This is a genomic window from Parafrankia soli (assembly GCF_001854695.1).
GTDB lineage: Bacteria > Actinomycetota > Actinomycetes > Frankiales > Frankiaceae > Parafrankia > Parafrankia soli.
Map to the genome: position 1 here is coordinate 26,284 of NZ_MAXA01000237.1, position 21,507 is coordinate 47,790.

Below are 21,507 nucleotides of genomic sequence, written 5' to 3' on the forward strand. Positions count from 1 at the left end.
ACCCCCCGAGCCACCTTGCACCCCGACCCTGCCTGGAGATCAGGATGAGCAGCCCTGCCCCGACCCCGCCCGCCCCCGACGTCGCCGCCAGCCCTCGCCTTGCACCGTTCGAGTTGCGCCACCTGGTCGCCCAGTACCTGCTCGACCACCCCTCTACCTCCCATACGCCGACGGCCGTGGCGACCGCCCTGGGACGCAGCGGCGGTGCGGTCGGGAACGCGCTGGACCGCCTCGCCGCAGCAGGCCAGGCGACCCTGACGTGTGCCAASCCCCTGCGGTACACCGCCAGCCCGACCACGAAAGACGCCCTGACCGGGCGCACCGGCACCCCTCCCGTGGCAAGGCCCCGCCCGGCCCCGGCCCCAGGCCCAGCACCGGCCCCGAAGGCCCGTCCGGCCCTTCCGCCCACGACGCCGGATGGGGGGATCATCCGCCCGTCGGGGCAGGTGTACCGGCCCCGGAAGCTGGCGGACCTTCCCGACGTGGACGTCCTGCGCAAGCTACGCGCCGCCGAAGTACCGGTCCTGCTCTACGGCCCGCCCGGGACGGGGAAGACGAGCGTGATCGAGGCCGCCTTCGGCGACGATCTGATCACGATCGCGGGGGACGGGGACACCCAGGTCGGTGACCTGATCGGGGAGTACACCCAAACCCCCGACGGCCGGTACGAGTTCGTCTACGGGCCGCTCATCTGCGCCATGCAGGAGGGGAAAGTTCTCCTCGTCGACGACGCCACCCTGATCAGCCCGGCGGTGCTGGCGGTGATGTACCCGGCGATGGACGGCCGCAAGCGGATCATCGTGAAGGCGCACAAAGGCGAGACGATCACTGCCGCCCCCGGCTTCTACGTGATCGCCGGACACAACCCGGGCGTCCACGGCGCGATCTTGACCGAGGCGTTGTCGAGCAGGTTCTCCGTGCAGGTCGAGGTGAGTACCGATTTCGACCTGGCCACCCGACTCAAGATCGACAGGCGGGCGGTGACCGTCGCCAGGAACCTCGCGCGGCGCCGCGAGTCCGGGGACATCGGCTGGTCACCCCAGCTCCGCGAACTGATCGCCTTTCAGAAGATCGCGGATGTGTTGGGTGTTCCGGCGGCGGCAGCGAATTTGATCGGGATCGCCCCGGCAGAGGACCGCCCGACGGTCACGGACACCGTCGAGAAGGCGTTCGGGGCGAAGCTCACCCCCCTCGCCCTGGGCACGCAGATCTAACCCAGCCCCACCCCTCCCTTCCCACCCCATGAGGTGCGGCGGGTGGGCGAAGCCTGCCCACCTGCCGCCCCCGCAGAGGAGCCCCGCGATGCCCGCCGAGCACATCCACACCGACCCGACCATCCCCGCCCCTACCCCCGAGGGGGAGTGGCTACGGATCTCCGCCGCCATGACCCGCAACATCGCCACCATCTCCGGGCGCAAGGACCTGATCGTCACCTGCGCCCCGGGTGCCGGGCGAGGCGCCCCGGGCGTGCACATCCCCGCCCTCGGTGTGATCGAAATCGACGCGGCCAGCCTGCCCGCCGGCATGGACCCGACCACCGTGGAGGGCACCGTCCGGGACGCGAAGCGCTATCCGGCCCTGTGGGGGGTGCTCACCCACGAAGGCGCGCACGCCGCCCACACCCGCTGGCGCACCCCCACCGACATCAATACCGCTGCCGGACGAGCCGCGATGCTTTTGGAAGAGGCGCGTATTGAAGCCGCCCAGATCGGACGGCGAGCAGGCGACCGGCACTACCTGCGAGCCAGCGCCACCACGCTCATCCTCCCGTCGTTCCTTCCCGACCCCGGCGAGCCGCCGGCGGAGCCACCCGCCCCCGTGCCGGCACCTGCGGCCGGCCGCACCGTTGCGCCTACGGGCACACCGGCTCCGCCGGTGCCGATGACCCGTGCCTCCGCCGCCCGTGCCGCCGCCCTGCTCCTTGCCAGGGCCGACGCGGGGATCCTCGGCCCGCACGAAGCGGCCCCGGTGGAGGCGATCTGCGAGGACATCCTCGGCGCCGGTGACCTCGCCGAGCTGCGCCGGATCTGGCACGCCGCGCAGCACACCGCCGATGACGACACCGCCACGATGCTCCGCCTCGGCGAGCAGTGGGCCGACCTCGTCGGCGACGACGAGGAGGAGGACAGCGCGCTGACCATGCCCGCCGGACCCGGGGTGGGTACACCGCTCGGGGAAGCGATCGCCGCGACACTCGACGCGATCACCGCCGACCCGCACGGGCACGCCATGACCGGGGAAACCCTCACCGCCGGCACCCGTCCCCCCACACGCACCGAACGCGCCGCAGCGGGAACGCTGGCCCGTGCCCTGCGCCGCGCCGCCGTCCCAGGGCGGGCCCCGGTCACGGTCACCTCCCCCACACCACCAGGGAGGCTGCGAATGCGTGGCGCGTTGGCCGCCGACGCGCAACGCGCCGCCGGCGCCCTCCCGACCGCCCGGCCGTTCACCCGCACCCTCCACAAGAAGGTCCCGAACCCGCCCCTGCGCCTGGGCATCGCGGTCGACGTCTCCGGCTCCATGCGCAAGTTCGCAGGGCCCGCCGCCTCCGCCGCGTGGATCACCGCGACGGCCGCCGCCGCCGTTCCCGGCACCCACACCCAAACCGTGATCTTCGGGCGGCATGTCCGGGCCCTCACCCATCCCGGGGCCGCCCCGCAGAAGGTGACCGAGTTCGAGGCCGAGGACGGCACCGAGGTCTTCACCCAAGCGGTCGACCTCCTCACCGCCAACCTCGGCCTCGACCGTCCCGGCGGCGCGACCCGCCTGCTCGTGGTCATCTCCGACGCGGAATTCCTCGCCTCCGAGAAAGAGCAGGGCGAGATCAGGCTGCGCCGGCTCGCCGCGAGCGGCTGCCACCTGCTGTGGATCACCCGCTACGAGAAGGACGTCCCGATCCCACCCGCCCCCGGGATCACCCTCGGCACCCCCTCGCACACCGCCGACGCCATCGCCGCCGCCGCCCTACGCGCCCTGCGCCCGGCCTAACCCGACCCCGGGCGCGGCCCTCACCCCCCGGGGGGGCGCGCCCGGACCGAGCCGCACCCGCCCTATCCCACACCGCCCCGGCCAGTTCGCCTGCGCAGCCTCCGCTGACACCAACCCCCACCCGGCCCGGAGCCAGCCAGCAGCCCCCTGCGCCCCGGGCCGCCCACCACCCGCGACCCACCGTTGAAGGAGCATCCATGAACCGGCCCCCCGCACACCAGCGCGCCGATCACGAGACGTTCACCRCCGAGCAGACACCGCCACCCCCGCAGCCCCTCGAGGACAGGGAACCCCTCGGCGTCGTCATGGCGGTCGACCTCAACACCGGTGACCTCTACCGCCACGCCGACCCCGCACAGCGGGCCCGTGACCGTGCCAGGCACGGCTCGGACCTGTGGATCGTCACCAYCCCCTTCGACACTGACGCTCTCGACCGCGACGAGGATCCCGAGCTGCACGCCTGCCCGGCCGGGCATCCCCACCGCAGCGAGCCGCAGTACTTCCTGCGCTTCGACGAGGACGTGGAGCGCGTCGCCGTCCTGCACCACGAAACCTTCGGGTACATCGCACGTGGCTACGAACTCATCCGGATCTACCGCCTGCCGCAGCACACGGTCCGGGTACGGGTCTTCCGTATCTACGATCACCATGAAGACCACCAGCACACCTCGTCGGCCACCGTGGACATCCTCACCCCCGCGGGCTGGAGTCAGCTCCTGACCGAGCCGGCGGAGTGCTGGCGGCCCGACGGGCGCACCTCCATCACCGACGAGACCACGTTCACGCCGGTTGCCGCACAGCTGATCGCCGACGCCTACCGCATCCTCGCCCCCCTGACACCCCCAGCCGCCCCGTTCCCCCCGGCCGGCAACGGGAACCCGCCTCCTCTCCCAGAGCGCCATGACAGCGCCGAGCGCCGTCCCCGCGCACGCACCTCCCGTTTCCCGATCTGGCGGAGGCGGCCGGCGAAATAACACCGGAGAGAAGAGCCGTCGGCGCATTCCTCGAGCGGCCATCTCCCCATACCCGTGTAGCGGGCTCTGGTTCACCGCGCCGGATTTCCGGGTGCCACGTGCGCCGTCATCGACAGGCATGCAGGCCTCACCACCCTTTTCCTACCGCCGGGCCGGCGCTCGCGCTCCGCACCCACGACCGTTATCAAAGGGAGATCGGAATGACGACACTACCCCCGACCGGCGACGTCGAGACCATCCGTCTCCACGACGGCGTCCTGACGATCGACCGGTCCGCCGCCCGCCCGGCGGAGCACGACCACGGCGTGGAGACCCGCGCGGGCCTGCGGACCGCTGACGGGCACGACGCCGGCCGCCGGGTCCTGCTCTACCCGAGGCGGGTCCTGATGCGGATCGACGCGGACAAGACTCCCCACCGACTGACCCCGGCCGACTATCAGCAGGTCGCCGTGTGCTTCCCCGCGCCTCGGTTCCGGGTCGCTATCGAAGGGCTGGGGGCCTACCGGATCCGTGACTACGCCACGCCCACCCCGTCCGCCACCTACACCGCCTGCTCGGCCTACTACGGCAGCCCCCGGCAGGCCTGGCAGCAGGCGCAGGCCGACTGCGCCCGGCTGAACTGCGGCGACCTGACCCCGGATCCGGCCTGGTACCCGCCCCCCACCCGCCCGGCACCCGCCCTGCCCTGGACGCGGTTCCGGCGACACCGACCGGCCCGCCCGCCACACACCCCGCACACCGGCCACCCCGCACCCAAACACCGGCTCCGGCTCCGGCTCCGGCGGAGCGGATGAGGTGACGCCGGGGCCGTCACGCCGGGGGTGCGGGTCGCCGTCACCGCGCCTCCGGCCACGCCGACCCCCGCCGGGTCCGCGGGAAGGCCTGGCACGAAGCCGGCGGCACGAGCACCCCACCAGCTTGCGCGTCCGACGAACCGGAAAGAAGGGCACCCCATGCACACGTCTGATCTGTTGGCGGAGGTGAACGGCGACGAGAACCTGGCCGATGTCGTGGCCCGGTACACCCACGTCCGCCAGACCGTCCATGACCTGATGCTCGCCGACCTGCCCAGCGCGCTGGGCAGGTCACGTGAGGGAGTCGACGGCGACAGTTTCGTGGACTCCGCCGAGCTTGACTCGCTGTTCAGCCAGGTGGGCGACCTGCTCCGCGAACGCGAGGAACTCCTCGACTCCCTGCGCGCCGCCGGCGTCACCATCGCTAACGCCCGGATCGCCGCGGGCGGATGACGGCCACGCCGAACCGGGCATGTCCCCCAGGGTCGCACCGTACCTGTCTTCCGCGTCTCGCCTGGCGCGGACCGGCGGTCCCACCGCCCGGCACCACCGCCGCCGCAGAAGAATTCTGAAGCACCTCCCTTCCCTGGCGTGTTCTCGATACACATTCGAGCACCCAAAGGGAAAAGCCGCCGCAGCAGGACCAAAGAATCCTCGAATGCGCGCCTTTCGTGTTCCCGGAATGGGATGCGAAATTTGTTTACCGTGCCGGCATATCGAGCTACGATTCCATCGCGCGCCGCTATCCGACGTTCGGTCCGATACGCGCGGCGCGTATTCCGATAGTCCCCGGCGTGCGCCGGGGTACCGGAAAACCATCACCCACCGTGAAACGGAGTTTCCCAATGCGTGTTTCCGATGTCACCGGCCGTGTCCTGGTCCAGCTACGCGACGCCGGGGACTATCCCGACAACCCGACCCTCAACGCCGCCGGTCTGGTTCCGTTCTTCCCGGACGGGTGCCCGGAGGCGGCACCCACGGACTGGCCGCTCGACACGGTCGACTACGAGGCGCCTCACGCGAGCACGATCTGCCCCGGCTGTGTCGAGTCGTGGCGCGCGGAACATCTGGTGTCCCAGCCGCGCACGGTCCCGGCTGGCACGCCGCTGAGCCTGCATTTCCCGTGGGTCGCGCCCCAGCCGGCGCCCGCCACACCCGAGGGCGCCTCCCGCCCCGCCGGCACCGACCCGCAGCCGGTCGACGCGTCCGTCTGACCGTGCCCGCCCCGGGGGTGGTGCGCCCGAACGCCGGGCGCACCACCCCCGGGGGCGATCCCCCCTGCTTGCGCATCTTCGTGAAAGGCGTTGTGCATGCCTGTTTCGCCCGCCGAGCGCTGCGCCCGCGCGGTACTGACCCTGTTTCCTCGCGACAGCGCCCTACACGCCGGCGGCGCCGAGGCCGGCGTGCGGGACCTTCGCACCCGACTGGACATCGACCCCGACGACCTGCTCGCCGCCCATACGGCCGCCGGCTGGCGGCTGCTGTGCCCCGGGGACGACGAATGGCCCACCGCCCTCACTCGGTCCGGGCTCGCCCCGGTGGCCCTCTGGGCACGCGGCAACGGCCACCTCACCAGTCTCACCGCCCGGTCCGTCGCGGTCACCGGTACCCGCGCGCCGAGCCCGCACGGCGCGCGCCACACCGGCCTGCTCGCGCACGGCGTCGTCACGGCCACACCACCGGTCACCGTGATGGCGACGGCGGGGTCGGGGGTCGGGGTGCAGGCCTTGGCCGCCGCAGCGCCCGACGGACCCACCGTGGCCGTCCTGGCACCGACCTCTCTGTCCCGTCACCCCGGGCTCCTCGAGATGGTCATGGCCCATGGTGTCCTGCTGAGCGACGCTCCACCGCTGGGGCCATCGGCGCACGATGCACCGCAGCGTCGCCTGGCCATGCGCACGGCGCTACTCGCGGCGCTGGCGTCGGCGTTGCTGGTCGTCGAGGCGGAACAGACCGGCTCGGTGATGGAGGCCGCGCGGGTCGCCCACCGTCAGGGCCGCATGGTGATGGCGGTACCCCCCGAGGACCACGCCGATCTGCGCCGCTACAGCGGCTGCGGCCAGCTTCTACGCGGCGCCGTCGCCATCCCCGTCACCACGGCCACCGCCATCACCAGCCACCTGCCCGCAGCCTGACGCGGCGCGTCCGCCGTACCCACCGGCCCCCGGTCCGTCGTCGCGGACCGGGGGCCAGCCGGCCCCGTAGCCGGCGCTGCAGGACCAACCCCAGGCCACCGCCGGCCCCCCGAGGGGGGCCGGCGAGGTCATCCCGTCCGTCACCTGAAGGGACCCTGGCCGATGCCGATATCTCTCGAGCGCCGTGCCCGCGCCGCGCTGACCCTGCTCCCACCCGACCGGACCCTTGGCACCGCCGTCCACACCAGCGGTCCCGAGGCCGTATGGCGGTCCCTGTCCACCGGGTCGGACATCGATCCCGACGACCTGCTCGCCGCCCATACGGCCGCCGGCTGGCGGCTGCTCTGCCCGGGGGACGATGAATGGCCCGCCACCCTCCCCCCGGCGCGGGGCATGCCGATCGCCCTGTGGGCGCGCGGCGACGGCCACCTTGCCCGCCTGGCGGCCCGGTCGGTCACCGTCATTGGCACCCGTAGCCCGAGCGTGCACGGCGTGCACCACACCCGCAGTCTCACCCGGGGGCTGGTCACGGCCACACCCCGGGTCGCCGTCACCGCCGCCGTGTCGGCGGGGATCGGGCTGCAGGCGTTGACCAGCGCCGCGCCGCACGGCCCCACCCTTGCCCTGCTCACCTCATCGGCGAACACGTGCCTCGCCCGCTACGGCTCGCTTCTCGGCGTGGTCGCCAGCCGAGGTGTCGTGCTCAGCCTCACCCCGCCGCTGGCACCCGCCGGGTCCGGCACCGGGGAGCCGGGCCGCCGGCTCGCCACGCGGATGACGCTGCTCGGCGCGTTGAGCCCGGCGCTGCTGGTCACCGAAGCGGAAACCGCCGGGCAGGCGATGACGCTCGCGCGGGCCGCCCACGGCCGGGGCCGGGCGGTGATGGCGGTCCCGGCCGGTCCTGGTCTGGCCGTCCGCCGCCACGGGGGATGCCACCAGCTTCTGCGCGGCGGCCTCGCCGTCCCCGCCGTCACCGTGGACGACATCACCACACGGCTACCCACCGGGTAGCCCCGTTCCCCGACGGGGCGACCGCCCCACCGTCGAGGGCCCGCCTCCCCAGGTTCTGGGGAGGCGGGCCCTCGACGTGGAGGTGAGGTTGCGCGGCGGGGTCTTACGGGTGAGGGAGGTGTGCGGTGATGTCGGCGGCGGTCGCGGCGGGGTGGGCGAGGCCGCCGCGCAGCAGGTCCTGGGCGCTGTCGGGGAGGGCGAGGACGGGGCGGCCGAGGGTGCGGGCGGCCCGTGCGACAGCGACACCGGCCCCGCCGGGGGCGGATTCGCAGACCAGGGTGGTGTGGGTGAGGGTCGCGAGTAGGCGGTGGCGGGCGGTGTTGCGCCGGGACCGGTCGCGGGTGTCCGGCGACGGCGAGGCCCGCAGCGGGGGTGCGTCGGACAGGACGAGGCCCGTGGCGGCGACGGCGGCGAGCAGCTCGGGCTGGGGGGCACGGTCGGTGGTCAGGAGGCCGGTCAGGATCGCCAGCGTGGGGGCGTGGGGCACGGCGGCGGTCAGCGCGGCACGGGCGATACCCCGGGACACGGTGGCGGTGACGGTGACCGGCGGGGACGCGGTGGCGAGGTCGCGGGCGAGCCGGGTGGCGTCGGTCAGCCCCTGGGGGGTGGCGCTGCGGTTCCCGGTGACGGCGACGGCGCGGGCCGTGAGCGCGGCGAGGTGACCGGCCCCGTGGGCCCACAGGGCGAGCGGGGCGGGCCCGGTCAGGGTGAGGCTGGTGGGCCATTCGTCGTCGCCGGGGCAGATCAGCCGCCACCCGGACAAGGTGTGGATGGCCAGGAGCTGATCGGGGTCGAGGTCGGGGTGCGTGGCGGCGATGGTGTCCCAGACCGTGACCGGGCCACGGACGACGACATCGGCGTCACGGGCACGGTCGAGGGGCAGCGCGGTCAGGGCGGCGCGGGCGTGCCGCTGCGCGTCGGAACCGGTGGACATCGCGCGGGAATCCTTTCGTCGGGAGGGGCAGGGGCCGGCCCGGCACACGCGGGCGCGGGGCCGGCCCGGCGGGGGTTAGCGAGGGGTGAGGGCGGGGCGCAGGTCGTCGCCGCTGGTGACGATGCGGGCGGTGCCCTCGCGCAGCAGGGTGAGYGGACCGGCACTGAGCGGACTGGTGACCGGACCGGGCACGGCGAAGACGGGCCGGCGTAGGCGGAAGTGGGCGGCGAACGCGACGGCGAGCGGCACGTTGTCGTCGGCGCCGGCTTCGATCAGCACCGTGACAGAGGCGAGGGCGGCGAGCAGGTCGATGCGGGCCTGGACCCTTTGTGGGGTGGGGAGGGCGCCGGGGGCGGCCGGGCTGAGGACCGCGCCGCGGGCCGCGACCGCGGCGAGGAGGCGGTGTTCGCCGTCGTCGATGCGGGTCGGGAGGTCGACGACGGCGAGGGCGGTGTGCCCGCGGGCGGCGACGGTGAGCGCGGCCGTCTCCGCGCCGCTCCCACCCGCGAAGGCGACGACCGTGACGGCCCCGCCCTGGTCAGGTGTCGTCAGGTCGGTGGCGAGGTCGGCGGTGACGGTGCTGCCGTAGTCGCTGCCCGGTGCCGCGCTGGTGACGGTCACCGCCCGGGACAGCAACGTGCTCAGATGGCCGGTGCCGTGGGCCCACAGGCCGACCGGCCCGCCGGGGGTGTTCAGGGTGGCGGGCCAGTCGGGGTCGCTGGGGATGAGGAGCCGCCAGCCGATCCTGGTGGCGTGTTCCAGGACGCCGTCGGGGTCGAGGGTCCGGTGGTAGCCGGCGAGCCGGTCCCACACGGCGACCGGGCCGTGGCGACGGACCGCCTCGACACGGTTCCGGTCGGGGGGCAGGGAGGTCAACGCGGCGCAGGCACGGCGGAGCGGGTCGGTCACAGCGATCCTTTCCAACATCGGGGGGTCTGTGGTCGGGCAGGCCGGCGGAAAGGGTGGGGCCGCCCGGGGTGCAGGTGGGCTGCGGGCGGCCCCGCCCTTTCTCGGACGGGTCAGCTGCGGTCGAGGGCCGCGAACACGTCGGCGGCGCTGGTGATCAGCCGGGCGGAGCCGTCGCGTAGCAGGGCATGCGGGCCGGCACTGAGATGAGAGGTGACCGGGCCGGGCACGACCAGGACCGGGCGGCGGTACCGATGCGCGGCACGGGCCGTCGCGAACGCCGCGCCCCACCGGCCGGACTCGACCAGCACGGTGGCGCGGGTGAGAGCGGCCAACAGCCGGACCCGGACGACCTGGTGGCCGAGGGCCGGTGAGGTGCCGGGCGGGGCCAGGCAGGCGACTATCCCGCCGTCGGCCACGTCCGCGAACAGGTTCCGGGTGTAGCGGGTGAGCGTCCGGACGGAGGTCAGGACCGCGACGGCGCGGCGGTGCGCCACGGCGACCCACAGGGCGGTGGCGTTGATATCGCCCACGAGCCCGCCGACGGCCACGGTGACGGGCTCGGCCGCGAGGGGGGTGGTGAGGTCCCAGACCAGGTCGCGGGTGATCCGCGTCCCGTAGTCGGTGCCGGCCACGGCACCGACGACCGTCACGGAACGGCGGGTCACCGCGGGCAGGTCGCCGCTGCCGCGTACCCACAGCCCCACCGGAGCACCAGCGGTGTCCTCGAGGACGGCCGGCCAGCCGGGATCGCCGGGGATCAGCAGCCGCCACCCGCCGGCCGACGCGGTGTCGAGGAGACGGGCCGGATCGATACCGGGGTGGTGCGGGGCGAGACGCGCCCAGACCTCGACCGGATCGGTGCGGTCCGGGCCGTCGGAGAGCGGGGTGTGTGAGGGCAGGGCGGTCAGGGCGGCGCGGGCGTGCCGGGGGTCGTCGTCAGGCATCGGGATCCTTCACACCGGGGCGGGGTGGGTGCACGGCCAGGGGGTCAGGGGGTGCGGGGGGAACGCCACGGCGGCGGGTCGTCGGGGCCGCTGTGCAGGAGCCGGTCGAGCGCGGTGTGCAACGTCGAGGCCTCGGGATGGTCTGCGATGCCGGGGAGGTCGAGGACCGTGGCGGCGAGCAGGGTCGTGAACGCGGCCTGCACCGCATCGCGCCCTGCCCCCCCGGGGTCGTGGGCGGGCGGGACCGGGGGGACCCATCCGCCGGTGGCGGGCCCGCTGTTCCCCTCGCGGGGGGTGAACAGGAGCACGGCCGGGGCGCTGCGGGACGCGGGGGTGGTGGTGAAGACGGTGTCGGCGGGGAGGGTGAGCAGACCGCGCAGGATCGCGTCGCGGGGCGCGGTCGGGTACACGGTGACCGTGAACGTGCCGTCCGCGTTCAGCCGGGTGTCCACCCGGCTGTCGGAGAAACGGGCCATCAGATTCCCTTTCGGTGAAGGGTTTTCGGAGTTCTCAGGCCGCGGGAAAGCCGCCCACGGCCTGGGTGGGAGTCCGGAGCCGAATGCGGTGGTCTTAACTGCCGGTCGACGCAGCGGTGGCGGAGGTGAGCGTGAGACCGGTGGGCGTGATCTGGAAACGCTTCGGTCGGCCCGGGAGGAGGGTGACCTCGCCTCGGCGTGTCATCGCCAGGCCGGCCGCGTTGATCGCTCCCGACGAACGGCCCGGGATTTCCCGGCTGATCTCGGTCACGCTCATCGCGACGTCCGCGTGCGCGGCGAGCACGTCTAGGACCATCGCGGTGAGCGCGCCGGCCTGCAGGCGGGGTTTCCCGTCGGTGTTCACCGTCCGCCCCACAGATGGAGCCTTCGGGGTGCGGCGTCGTACCGGCCGGGGCGGGGGTGCCACACCGGCCCGCACCGGGCAGTGCGACGCTGGGCAGGACCACGCCGCGCACTCCACCCCACCTGCCGGGACACCCCGACCAGCCGGGGCGGGGGCGGGGGTCGGAGCGGGGTGGGTCAGCCCGTCTCCGGGTGCGGTTGCGGTGCCCGCGCTGGGCATCGCATCGACAGGCGGCGCGGGCAGCGCGGCGGGATCCGCGCCGGGCGCTGATCGCCGTGCGGGTTCACTCACGGCCTCCGTCGGCGTCACGGCGCCGAGATCCCCGCCCGGGTCGGCTGAGGGGTTCTGGACCGGCGGGTCCGCGCTGGGGACGTCCGGCGCTGCTCGGTGTCCGCTTCCGGGCCGCTGTCTGCCTCGGTGTTGATGGGGGGCGTCGCGGGCGGTTCCTGCACGGTCGGGACACCGCCCTCGGCGGTGGGGCCTTCCTGCGCCGTCGCCGTGCCCACCGCGCCGGCCGACTCGGCTGGGTCGGTTGGGTCCTCACCGGGGTCGCCGGCCTGCACCGGGGCCGTGTCCTGCTCTGTTTCTCCCGGCTGCTCCGCTTTCAGGTCGGCGTCAGCGGCCTGGGCGTGGTCGGCGGTAGCGGTGGACGGTGCGGGTGCCGAGTCGGGCGCTGCGCCGGGCGGGATGGTCTCCAGGTCGGGGGCGGTTACTGGCTCCGGCGAGCTGTCCGGCGCCCCGCCGGCCTCGGTGATCACCGGCGGGTCGCCGTCGCCCTGGGTGTGGCTGTCGGCGGGCGTGTCGCTGCCGGCCGGTGGTTCGGTGGGTGCGGTGCTGTCCGGTGCGGGCGTGTCGTGCGGGGTGGGGATCGGCTCCCACTGCGCGGGCGCCCCCCGGACCCCGGACCGCCGCGACGCCACGATCAGTCCCGCGTCCACCATCTGGTCCAACACCGGCCGCAGCTGCCCGACCGTCATCCCGGCCGCGACCCGTATCTCCGCCAGGGTCGCGGGCCCCTCATGATTCCGTAGGATTTCCAGGACACRCGCGGTGTCCGGATCGGCAGCGGATGTGTTCTCGTCGACCATTGTTCACAACCCCCATTGTCGGGTGCGTTTTCCGGGTGCGTGAACAGCTGTATCTCGATCCGAACGCATTCAGCCAGCCGTATCCACCAGCCATACCCAGTGACATGAATCACTGCCCATGGGATGCGCGGAACCCGTTGCTGAACCGAATCTGATCAAGTTACGGTGCCTGACGTTCCCGGGATTCACCGCCACATCAGATGTGCAGGCCACCCGGGCGCGTTCCCCTCATCCCCCCGCGTGGAGTAGGCGCCCGCGCGCCCCTTCACGCCCCGCGCAGAAACGGCTGCCCATGAAAGCGACGCTGAACACGCGAATGGATCCACGGCTGGATCCGCCTTTCGACCTGGAGGCTTTCCTCGAGGGCCACGGATTCACGCGGACCAGTAGCAACCCGGATGTCTACCGGCACGCCCACGTCGAGGTCGAGAACAACGGCGGACACCTGTACGTCCGCCGCTACACCTCACTGGGGCGCCGGCTCATCGACTGGGCGTGCGCCTACGGCCCCGGCGTACCACGCGAGCTGATCATCATGGCGGTCCTGGCCGCGTTCACACCTATCCCGGTCGCGCAGAGCAACGCCGGTACYTGGTCGGTCTGGGTCGCCGTTCCCCTCACCGTCGGTGTCGGACTCTCCCGCGACGCCGCCCGCGACGCCTCCGTCTGGCTCGGGGCCGAGGGCTGGCCCTACCTCACGTACCTGTCCGACGGCGACACCCCACCGGCCGGCGACCCGACCGCACACCCAGACTCATGATCACCGTTCTGGTGATTCCGGCGGACTCGACCCGCCTGACACGCCAGCACCGACTCGATCCCACCGATATACCCGCGATGGAAAAGCTCGTCGGTGGCGTCCTGCACCCGGTGAGCCTCACCGACCCGGAAAGCAGCCTGTATCTTCCCGCCGCCGATGCCCGGTTCCCGGGGCCGTGCAACATGCGCGCCACCGCGCTCGCCGCTTTCCACACCCGCCCTTCCCGGCTACCACGGACCATCCTGCGCGGCGATGCGCTCCTCACCGGCCCCACCACCACCGAAGGGCGGGACACCGACGTCCCCGACGAACTCGTCAGTCTTCTCGGGAACCGCATGTTCCGCGTCCAGACGAAACAGTCCGACGCCCACAAGTGGACCCGAGGGCGTCGCTACGTCGGCTTCGAACACGCCTACGCCCATACCTGCAACGCCGTCCGGGGGATACCGGACGACGCCATGCCCCTCATTCGCATCCTCGGTGCCTCACCCGCCACGTCAGACAGAAAAGGAAACCGGTCATGATCCGAGTGTTGACGGTGCCCGCCGACCCGGCGGCCCCGCATGCCCTGACCCAAATGAGCCCGGCGGACCTGCGTGGATTCCAGACCTTCGTCGGGGGTTCGATCGAACGCGTCCCTCTCGCTTCCGCCGGGTCGCTGTGGGCGAATGAGGACGGCCTCGGGCTGCGCCTGCCGTTCAACGAGCGCGCGACCGCGCTCGCCGCGTTCCACGCCCCCAGGTTCGCCTGGGACCTGCAGATCGCCGGTGACGTCTACCTCACCGGCCCCGTCGACGCCGACGGGCTGGACACCGACGTCCCCGACACCCTCGTCGCGCTCCTCACCGCCGGGTGGATCCGGCTGCAGGCGCGCCCGAACGGCGGGGACTGGGCGGACAACGGGGCCTATCCCGGCCTGCTCGCCGCCTACACCGCCGTCTGGGAGAAGGCCGGGCTTCTCACCGAGTACGAGCCCGGGAAGCGCTTCGCTGTCCGCGCGGTCCCCGTAGCCACCGCCGCCGGGCAGCCCACGGCTCGTTCCGCCACCGGCGGTGAGGCGGTGTGGACCGTGTGGGGAGACCGCGTCGACCCCTACGCCGTTCGCCAGACCCGCGAGCAGGCACAGGCCGCCGTCGACGCCGCAGCCACCGAAGGAGAGGACGGCGTGTACGCCGAGCACCCCGACGGCACCACCCTCACGCCCACCCCCAGCCGCTAGCCCCGGACCACCGGCAGCCCCGGTCTCCCGGGGCTGCCGGTGGTCCACGCACACCGCGACATTCCCTCCCCGGCTCCGAGCCCCATCACCAGCTCAGCCCCGTTCACCGCCGCCCGGCACTGGGCTGGCCATCGTGCGGCCCGGCCGGTCCGCCACGCCGCACCAGGAGGACTTGAACCATGAAGATGCTCGGCCGCAAGGCCTTCTACATCCGCGGCGTCGCCGGGCAGTCCTGCTGCCGACACGGCTGCTGTTCCGAGACCGCGCACCAGGGCCGGCTCGGCTACAAGCGGCACGTCAAGCGCGCGGAGCAGCGCCAGAGCGCCCGGGACATCGCGGTCGGGATCGCGGAGTACCGCCTCGCCGACGGCCCGGACACCGGCGCGTACGCCAACACACCCTGACGGCACCACCCTCACGCCATCGGTCACCCGCTAGGTTCAGGCACGGGCCCGCGGTTCCTTCCCCCCGGAGACTGCGGGCTTGCCTCTACCGCTGCCAGGTCGTCCCCCAGCCGCCGGCCGAGGCTCACCCGCTCGCAGCCCCGGCCCGCTCCGCCGACCGCATCCCCGCCGACACCGGCGACGCCCAGCGCGATCGGCCGACCCGGCAGAATCCACGACCACAGGCCCGCGCCCCGGCACTCCACGGACGCGGGCCCGTGCGTATGCCCGGCCCCTCCACCGGGTCATACGCCACTGGTCGGTGCCCCCGTTGCAAGGCTGGTAATCCCCCCGGCCCGGAGGGTCCCCGGGCCCGTGGGCCGGCCGGCGCCACGCGGGTGCGGACGGCGCTGCGGGTCCGCCCGCCGTATGGGCTGCCCGCACGGCCCTGTTCCCGACGGCACCTGTGTGACCTGCCCCCAGCCTCCGGATCGGTCCCGCCGCCGAATAGGGACTGTCAAGTTAGCGGCTCTGTCTCACATTGGGTGGTGACTGACAGTCAGCGCCGTCGACACTGCCTCTTGGGGGAATCCGTTATGAGCGTCGCGCCACCCGAGACTCCCCTTGTCCGGTGGGGTGTTGTCACCCTCGATGCGCGTGACCGGGCGGTGCGCGTGGTGGTTGGGTTCGTTACCCCGCAGCTCGCCGAGGGCTGGGCTCGCGCGCAGCCCGGCCTGGACTTTGTGGTGGTCCCGGCCGGGCCGGCGCAGGGTAGCGACTGGGTGGTGGTGGCCCTGGGCAGGCATCACCGCCCCATCCAGGTCCTCGCTTGCTTCCCGGACCAGACGAGCGCCGACCGGCACGCCCGCTCCTGCGTGCTGTCCGGCTACATCGTGGCACCCATCGACGTCTGGCAACCCCCGCCGACAGCCCGTCCCGCGTGCCAGGGGATCTGTCGTAGTCGGTTCGTCGATGCCCGGGAGGGGCTGGGTAACGGACCGATTGGCCTGGCGCAATGCTGGGACAATGTCCGCGAACGTTACGACAATCATCGTCGTGACGGCTCGACGATCCGGTGGTCTCGCTGCAGCATCATCCCACGGAGAAAAACGTCGAGGATATGGCGGTGCTGGGGATGGCGCTGATCGGTTTGAACATGGCTGCACGGCGCGCGGGAACATCGCCGTCGACCATCATCGATTGGATCGCGGGCTGCCAGCTTTCTGCTCGGTGGACCCAGCAGGGTTGGAAGGTTGATCCACGAGATGTCGATGACGTGGCGACACGGATGGGCCTGAAGGAGGCCGCCTGACCGGCCGCGGGGAGAAAGGTGGGAAACCATGCGCGCTGTGAACGGCGACGATCGTTATCGTTCCTGTCCGTCGTGGTGCCAGGAGCCTGCGGGGCATCTGCGCCCCGAGCCCGACGGCCCCGGGGACTACCACATGGCCGACATCGCCCTGATTGATCTTCCCGAGATGGATGGGATGCGGGCGGACGTATTTGAGCTCGCGGTGAGAGTCGAACAATATGTGACCCATGTCACCGTGTACCCTCCTGTGATCACTCTTGGAAGTGGAGACGTTGACGATCCCGACCGTGAAGGATTCACGGCTGACGAGGTTGAGGGTCTCGTTGTCGCGCTTCAGCGGGCGATCGCGACGTTGCGGGGCGGATCGGATGGGCCGGTTTCGTCGCCCGACGGTTCCTAACCCCTCGCTTTTCCTGGGGGTGGGTATGGCGTTGTCGTTGTGAGGTTTCAAGGCTTGTCATGGTTGTCGCCGATTGCTTCTGGTAGACGTGGCCGGAGCCGGGGCGGTTCAGTTTTACGAGCCGGGTTGTTGGGGATGGCGGATGGCGGGTCGGATGATCCGTCCGGGTCCGGTCTGGGTGGGTCCTGGCCGCGGGCTGGGCGCGCGGGTGAGGTGGGCGAGTAACGCCTGGGTTTCGGGGGTGGGGTCGACGTCGAGGCCGTGGGTGTCGAGGGCGTCGCGGAGGCGCTGGTAGGTGCGGCGGACGGCGTCGGGGCGTCCGCGGGCGGCGTGGATGCGCATGACGTGCCGGTAGAGGTCCTCGACGGTCGGGGTGAGGGTGACGGCCTGCTCGAGGTAGGCGAGGGCTTGTTCGGGATGGTCGTCGGCGTGCAGGTCGGCGAGGTCGGCGAGGGCGTCGACGGCGCGGTGTTCGAGGTCGGTGACGATCGGGGTGGACCAGTCGTAGGCGGTGTCTCCGAGGGGTGTGGCGGTGGCGAGGCCGGTGGCGCGGGTGAGCGCGGTGATGCGGGCGGGGTCGTCGGGGGCGTGTCCGGCGGTGTTCAGGGCCGCGTCGAATTCCCACAGGTCGACGGTGACCAGGGTGGGGTCGAGCCGGTAGCCGGCTTTTCCGCCGAGGATGGGGGTGAGGGTGGGGTCGCCGGTGGCGGTGCGCAGGGTGTCGCGCAGGGCGGCGACGGCGCGGTAGATCTGGTTGCGGGCGCGGGTCGGGTCCTGGTCGGGGAGGAGTTCACCGGCGAGGCGGTCCCCGGTGACGCCGCCGGGGTGGACGGCGAGGTAGGCGGCGATCTCCAGGCTGAGGGTGCGCAGCCCGTCGGCGAGGGGTGTGTGGTCGAGGTGAAAGGCGGGCCGGCCGAAGAGCACCAGCCGTACCCGCCTGCCCGGCTGGTCGGCGTGGTTGATCTGTTCTGTGGGCTGTTCGGGTGCGCTGGTGGGGGCCGGTTCAGGGGGTGGTGGGGTCGTGGGTGCGGGCGCTGGCGTGGCGGGTGGTGGAGCAACCGTCGGGGGCGCGGGGAGGGCCCCGGCCCCGGGGGTGTGCGGGGCGATGGGGGCGGGTGTCTCGACGCTGGGCGGGGCGGGCTGGTCGGCGGCGTCAGCGAGGACGTGCAGGAGGTCACTGGCCTGGGCGGGTGTGAGCTGCCAGGGCAGCGATGGCTGATCGTCGCTGGCCGGGTCGATGGTGATGGTGTAGATGCCGAGCTGGGCACCGGTGTGGGTGAGGGCGGCGAGCCGGCCGTCGTGGGGGCTGGGTGCGCTGGCGAGGAGGAGGACGGTGGGGATCATCTCGTCGGGCATCTCGTCGCGGAGCTCGTCCAGGCTGGGCGCGCTGGTGTCGTTGGTGAGCCGGGCGCGGTGGAGCGCTTCGCGGTCAGCGAGGTCGAGCGCGGCCTCGGTGCTGGCGGTGAGGGTGACCTGCGGGAGCGCGTCGAGGAGCGGGCGGGGCAGGTCCAGCAGGCTGACGGCGTCACCGGGGATGATCAGCCGGGCGGGCCAGGCTGCCCGGTCGCGGTGATGGTCGGCGAGGGCGCTCAGGACGACGGCGCGGGCTGCGGCGGGTGAGGTCGGGCCGTGCAGGTTGAGCCGGCCGGTGCGCAGCAACTCGGCAGGAAGCCCCTCAGCAAGCCCCACCAGGTCGAGGCCGCTGGGGGTGGTGCTGGTGGAGGGGGTTGTGGTCGGGCTGGGAGGTGTCTGGCTATCAGGGGCCGAAGCGTAGAGCACGGTGGCGCCGGGGCTGGTTGCCGGTGGCGGTGTCCCGGGCGGGTCGCTGACGGGTTCGGGGTCTTCGTCGTCGGTGGTGGGTGGGCGACTGGCACGCAGGATCTCGCGGATCACGAGGGGTAGCGGCGGGTCGGTGGGGGTGGGCTGGCCGGGTGGGGTGGGAACGGGGCGGCGGCGGGTGCGTAGAAGCCGGCCGATGGTGACCGCTGCGGCGAGCGCGGCGATGAGGCTGAGGGGGAGAACCGCGCCGGACGGCAGCCGGATCGGAGGGGCTTCCCGGGGCATGGTGTGCGGTGGTGCGGGTGTCTGGGACGGCGGGGCGGTGCGCGGTGCCGGCGCAGGCGTGGGGGTGGCTGGGGGGAGGGTCGGGGTCCAGCCGGGAGCGGGGGTGCTGCGTGGTGGTGTGCCGGGCGCCGAGGGCGCGGGAGCGGTGGGACGGGGTGCGGCCGGGATGTCGGCCTGCGGCCCGGCCGGGCCGGCCGGTGGGAGCGGGGTGGCGGTGCCGGGTGTCACCGGCGCTGGTGAGGTGTGGCTGGTGGGGGGTTGGGCGTCGGGGGGTAGGTGCAGGATCCAGCCGGGGCGTAGCAGGTCGGGGGTGGTGAGTTGGGTGCCGTCGGGTTGGACGCGGTCGTGGTTGAGGGCCCAGATCTCGTGCCAGCGCAGCCCGTCGTCTAGCCAGGTTTCGGCGAGTGACCAGAGGGTGTCGTAGGGGGCGACGGTGCAGCTCGGCCCGGCCGGCGCGGTGGGAGCCACGGCCGGGGTGTCGGTGTGGGGGGTGGGGTTGGCGGGGGTGGTGACGGGTGCGGGTCGCTGGTAGGCGGTGAGGACCGCGGAGGTGGGCGGGCTGGTGCTGGTGCGGGTAGCGGCGGTGAGCAGGCCGGCGAGGATCATGCCGACGAGGACAGCGGCCAGGGCTTGGGCGGGGCCGGCGGTAGGCAGCCGGGGCCGGTGCCAGCCACCGATGGCTGTGACGGTCTCGATCGCCACGGAGACCGCGATCAACGTGTAGGCGTACCAGAACAGGACGCCGATCAGACCGAGGATTAGATCCTGGGTGAGTGGTGAGCTCGCGGTGTCGACGATCTCCGTCCAGCTCGGTGTGTGGTCGGGGAGGGGCCAGCCGACGAGCTGCCACATCGCGGCGGGGGCGGCGCCCAGGATGGCGCTGGCGGCGGTGAGGCCGGCGAGGGCGCGCAGCAGCCCACCGAGACGGTGCAGCGCTCGGATCCGGCCTGGTTGGGCTCGTCGGTTCACCGGGTGGCTCCTGGACCCGAGGGGGCGGTGACGCCGTGGATGGGGGCGGCGGTGGCCTGGCCGGTGACGGTGAGCGTGTCGACGCCGACGATGCCGAGGAGCTGGGTTGCGACGGCTACGGTCACGGTGACCGTCACCATGGCGGCGGTCGCGGTGACGGTCCCCTGCGCGCCGCTGCCGGCGAGGTACTGCTCGGCACGGCGGCGGGCGGCGGCCCGGTCGAGCTGCACGATCCCGCTGCTCCGATAGGTCTCCAGGTCCAACCCTTGAGCGCCGGCGCGGGCGGCTTCGGCGGCGAGGCTGATCGCGGCCGCTTTTCGGTTCAGGGCGAGCCCGCCGTCCACGACAAGGCCGGTGACGCTGATCAGCGCGACCGTGAGCACGACGAAGAACGCCGTCACCGTCCCCCGATCCTGGTCCTGGTCAGGCACGGCGGAACCGGTCCCAGCCCGCCGCGATGATCGCGGCTGGGCTGTCGGAGGCCGGTAGTCGCAGCCGGGCGGAGGGTGGTGTGGGGTGGATGTCGTCGAGGCGCCAGTCGCCGTCGGTCCAAGTCAGCGTCCAGGTGACCGTCCCGATCAGCGGCGGGGTCGGCGTGACGCTGGGGGAGACTTCGCTGGCGTGCAGGAGCGCGACCGTGGCGTGGTCCGCCTCCGCGGAGAGGACCCGGGCGCCGAGGGGGCGGAAGAACAGCGCACCGCCCGATGGGAGACGGGGCGGGCTGTAGCCGTCGTCGACGATGCCTTCGGCTCGTGTCAGGTAGCCGCGGGTGGCGATCACCGCGAAGATGCCGGTCTGGTCGGCGGGATCGCGGGGCATCACCAGCTGGCTCCAGCGGACTGCGGCCGACACCGCTCCGGCGGTGCTGTGTGGAAAGCGCAGTGGTACTCCGTTGTCCGCGAAGGAGCGTGCCGGCGGGAGGAGCATCCGGCCCTCCGGGTCGGGACTGTCCAGCGTGGGGGAGGTAGCCGCCGGGGGTGGGCCGGAGGCGACGGTGTGCTGGCTGCACACGGCGGCCAAGACGGCGACGGCGCCGAGCAGAGCGGAGGCGCTTCGCCACCGTTTCCTCAGGGCGCGGGCTGCTGTCATGTGCGTTCACCGGCTCGGGGCAGGACCGGGCCGCCGGTGGGAAGGCGGGCGGTGATGACGCTGCGGTAGAGGTCGATGGGGGCGCTCGCCGTGGCGGTGAACGTGCGTCGCCCAGGGATGGGCAGGCCGGCCGCGAGATCGGACTGGTCGAGCTGGCAGACCACGGTGGCGCGGGCCACACCCCCGGGCCGGAAGTGGCTGGTGTCCACCTCGACGGTGACCGCGGTGCAGGGCCCTGAACCGGTGAGCTCGGGGGCGATGGCCTGCTCGGCGGCGGTAACGGCCGCAGCAGGAGTGCGGGCGATGCTCGCGGCGCGGGCGGCGGTGTGCGCGGCGCTGTCGACCTGCCCGTGGGCGTTCACCCCGCGCCCCGCGTAGACGACCAGCACCAGCATCAGCACGATCAGCGGTGTGAGTAGCGTGAGCTCGACCGCGGCCGACCCCGTCTCGCTAGCCCCTTCCGCGCTCGGTTGCGCAGGCCCGTATCGCTGCCACCGGCCGGGACAGGCGGAGGCGCGGTTCACGGAGTGAACCGCTCGACGGTTTCGGTGGCGTGACCGGTCACGGGCAGCGAGACCCCGGGCAGCAGGCTGACCGCGGTCCCGGTGACCGTGATCGTGACCGTCTCCGGGCGGGTGGCTACGCAAGCGAGAACGGGCACCAAATGTCGGCCGTCGCGAGCACCACGGAGTCG

The 21,507-nt window shown here is 73.0% G+C and carries 25 protein-coding genes; 14 read left to right on the forward strand and 11 right to left on the reverse strand.

Annotated elements, in window-relative coordinates; genetic code table 11:
• Positions 1-44: 44 nt before the first annotated feature.
• From BBK14_RS25095 to BBK14_RS25130, 8 genes are all read left to right on the forward strand, one after another.
• Positions 45-1,214 carry an AAA family ATPase gene (locus BBK14_RS25095; protein WP_071065713.1) on the forward strand — a complete coding sequence of 390 codons (1,170 nt, stop codon included), beginning with the start codon at positions 45-47 and terminating at the stop codon, positions 1,212-1,214.
• 88 nt (positions 1,215-1,302) lie between these two features.
• A complete protein-coding gene (locus BBK14_RS25100; RefSeq protein ID WP_071065714.1) occupies positions 1,303-2,988 on the forward strand; it encodes a VWA containing CoxE family protein in 1,686 nt (561 codons plus the stop codon).
• A 197-nt stretch (positions 2,989-3,185) separates the two neighbouring features.
• Complete coding sequence (locus tag BBK14_RS25105) at positions 3,186-3,962, forward strand: hypothetical protein (RefSeq protein WP_071065715.1); 777 nt, start codon at positions 3,186-3,188, stop codon at positions 3,960-3,962.
• Positions 3,963-4,162: 200 nt separating this feature from the next.
• The gene (locus BBK14_RS25110) at positions 4,163-4,756 is read left to right on the forward strand and encodes a hypothetical protein (protein WP_071065716.1); all 594 of its coding nucleotides are present in this window, start codon (positions 4,163-4,165) and stop codon (positions 4,754-4,756) included.
• A gap of 159 nt (positions 4,757-4,915) precedes the next feature.
• Positions 4,916-5,209 (forward strand): hypothetical protein, encoded by a 294-nt coding sequence (locus BBK14_RS25115; protein ID WP_071065717.1) that lies wholly within the window; start codon positions 4,916-4,918, stop codon positions 5,207-5,209.
• Positions 5,210-5,601: 392 nt separating this feature from the next.
• Positions 5,602-5,970 (forward strand): hypothetical protein, encoded by a 369-nt coding sequence (locus BBK14_RS25120; RefSeq protein WP_071065718.1) that lies wholly within the window; start codon positions 5,602-5,604, stop codon positions 5,968-5,970.
• 96 nt (positions 5,971-6,066) lie between these two features.
• Positions 6,067-6,891 carry a DNA-processing protein DprA gene (locus tag BBK14_RS25125; protein ID WP_071065719.1) on the forward strand — a complete coding sequence of 275 codons (825 nt, stop codon included), beginning with the start codon at positions 6,067-6,069 and terminating at the stop codon, positions 6,889-6,891.
• A 162-nt stretch (positions 6,892-7,053) separates the two neighbouring features.
• Positions 7,054-7,902, forward strand: a complete 849-nt coding sequence (locus BBK14_RS25130; RefSeq protein WP_071065720.1) for a DNA-processing protein DprA — start codon at positions 7,054-7,056, stop codon at positions 7,900-7,902.
• A gap of 103 nt (positions 7,903-8,005) precedes the next feature.
• Here the strand turns inward: BBK14_RS25130 and BBK14_RS25135 are convergent, their stop codons facing one another.
• The 6 genes from BBK14_RS25135 to BBK14_RS25160 form a co-directional block, all read right to left on the reverse strand.
• Complete coding sequence (locus tag BBK14_RS25135; RefSeq protein WP_071065721.1) at positions 8,006-8,836, reverse strand: DNA-processing protein DprA; 831 nt, start codon at positions 8,834-8,836, stop codon at positions 8,006-8,008.
• A 75-nt stretch (positions 8,837-8,911) separates the two neighbouring features.
• A complete protein-coding gene (locus BBK14_RS25140) occupies positions 8,912-9,745 on the reverse strand; it encodes a DNA-processing protein DprA (RefSeq protein WP_157904332.1) in 834 nt (277 codons plus the stop codon).
• A gap of 110 nt (positions 9,746-9,855) precedes the next feature.
• A complete protein-coding gene (locus BBK14_RS25145; RefSeq protein ID WP_071065723.1) occupies positions 9,856-10,689 on the reverse strand; it encodes a DNA-processing protein DprA in 834 nt (277 codons plus the stop codon).
• A 44-nt stretch (positions 10,690-10,733) separates the two neighbouring features.
• Positions 10,734-11,165, reverse strand: coding sequence for a hypothetical protein (locus tag BBK14_RS25150; protein ID WP_071065724.1), 432 nt, complete (start codon positions 11,163-11,165; stop codon positions 10,734-10,736).
• Between the two features lie 94 nt (positions 11,166-11,259).
• Positions 11,260-11,529 carry a hypothetical protein gene (locus BBK14_RS25155; protein WP_131802411.1) on the reverse strand — a complete coding sequence of 90 codons (270 nt, stop codon included), beginning with the start codon at positions 11,527-11,529 and terminating at the stop codon, positions 11,260-11,262.
• A gap of 305 nt (positions 11,530-11,834) precedes the next feature.
• A complete protein-coding gene (locus BBK14_RS25160; RefSeq protein WP_071065726.1) occupies positions 11,835-12,617 on the reverse strand; it encodes a hypothetical protein in 783 nt (260 codons plus the stop codon).
• Between the two features lie 316 nt (positions 12,618-12,933).
• Here BBK14_RS25160 and BBK14_RS25165 point away from each other — a divergent pair, with 316 nt between their 5' ends.
• The 6 genes from BBK14_RS25165 to BBK14_RS25190 all read left to right on the forward strand — a co-directional run bounded on the left by BBK14_RS25165 (position 12,934) and on the right by BBK14_RS25190 (position 16,691).
• Positions 12,934-13,377, forward strand: coding sequence for a hypothetical protein (locus tag BBK14_RS25165; protein WP_071065727.1), 444 nt, complete (start codon positions 12,934-12,936; stop codon positions 13,375-13,377).
• 77 nt (positions 13,378-13,454) lie between these two features.
• A complete protein-coding gene (locus tag BBK14_RS25170) occupies positions 13,455-13,901 on the forward strand; it encodes a hypothetical protein (RefSeq protein WP_241831836.1) in 447 nt (148 codons plus the stop codon).
• Positions 13,898-14,596: a DUF3846 domain-containing protein gene (locus tag BBK14_RS25175; protein ID WP_071065729.1), complete on the forward strand. Its 699-nt coding sequence runs from the start codon at positions 13,898-13,900 to the stop codon at positions 14,594-14,596. Before BBK14_RS25170 ends, BBK14_RS25175 begins: the two co-directional genes overlap by 4 nt.
• A 179-nt stretch (positions 14,597-14,775) precedes the next feature.
• Positions 14,776-15,000 carry a hypothetical protein gene (locus tag BBK14_RS25180; RefSeq protein WP_071065730.1) on the forward strand — a complete coding sequence of 75 codons (225 nt, stop codon included), beginning with the start codon at positions 14,776-14,778 and terminating at the stop codon, positions 14,998-15,000.
• A gap of 1,054 nt (positions 15,001-16,054) precedes the next feature.
• A complete protein-coding gene (locus BBK14_RS25185; protein WP_071065731.1) occupies positions 16,055-16,291 on the forward strand; it encodes a hypothetical protein in 237 nt (78 codons plus the stop codon).
• Positions 16,292-16,319: 28 nt separating this feature from the next.
• Entirely contained in the window at positions 16,320-16,691 is a 372-nt protein-coding gene (locus BBK14_RS25190; RefSeq protein WP_071065732.1) for a hypothetical protein, read from the forward strand.
• A 114-nt stretch (positions 16,692-16,805) separates the two neighbouring features.
• On the opposite strand, the gene BBK14_RS25195 is transcribed toward BBK14_RS25190, so the two are convergent.
• Genes BBK14_RS25195 through BBK14_RS38495 form a run of 5 tightly spaced genes read right to left on the reverse strand, consistent with a single transcriptional unit; the run spans position 16,806 to position 21,474 of the window.
• On the reverse strand, positions 16,806-19,724 hold the full coding sequence (locus BBK14_RS25195; RefSeq protein WP_071065733.1) for a bacterial transcriptional activator domain-containing protein: 2,919 nt from the start codon (positions 19,722-19,724) through the stop codon (positions 16,806-16,808).
• The gene (locus BBK14_RS25200; protein WP_083391242.1) at positions 19,721-20,155 is read right to left on the reverse strand and encodes a pilus assembly protein TadG-related protein; all 435 of its coding nucleotides are present in this window, start codon (positions 20,153-20,155) and stop codon (positions 19,721-19,723) included. Before BBK14_RS25200 ends, BBK14_RS25195 begins: the two co-directional genes overlap by 4 nt.
• Positions 20,148-20,813, reverse strand: coding sequence for a DUF8175 domain-containg protein (locus tag BBK14_RS25205; RefSeq protein ID WP_071065735.1), 666 nt, complete (start codon positions 20,811-20,813; stop codon positions 20,148-20,150). Before BBK14_RS25205 ends, BBK14_RS25200 begins: the two co-directional genes overlap by 8 nt.
• On the reverse strand, positions 20,810-21,337 hold the full coding sequence (locus BBK14_RS25210; protein WP_071065736.1) for a TadE/TadG family type IV pilus assembly protein: 528 nt from the start codon (positions 21,335-21,337) through the stop codon (positions 20,810-20,812). The genes BBK14_RS25205 and BBK14_RS25210 overlap by 4 nt, the downstream gene beginning before the upstream one ends.
• The gene (locus BBK14_RS38495) at positions 21,334-21,474 is read right to left on the reverse strand and encodes a hypothetical protein (RefSeq protein ID WP_157904333.1); all 141 of its coding nucleotides are present in this window, start codon (positions 21,472-21,474) and stop codon (positions 21,334-21,336) included. The genes BBK14_RS25210 and BBK14_RS38495 overlap by 4 nt, the downstream gene beginning before the upstream one ends.
• Positions 21,475-21,507: the final 33 nt, after the last annotated feature.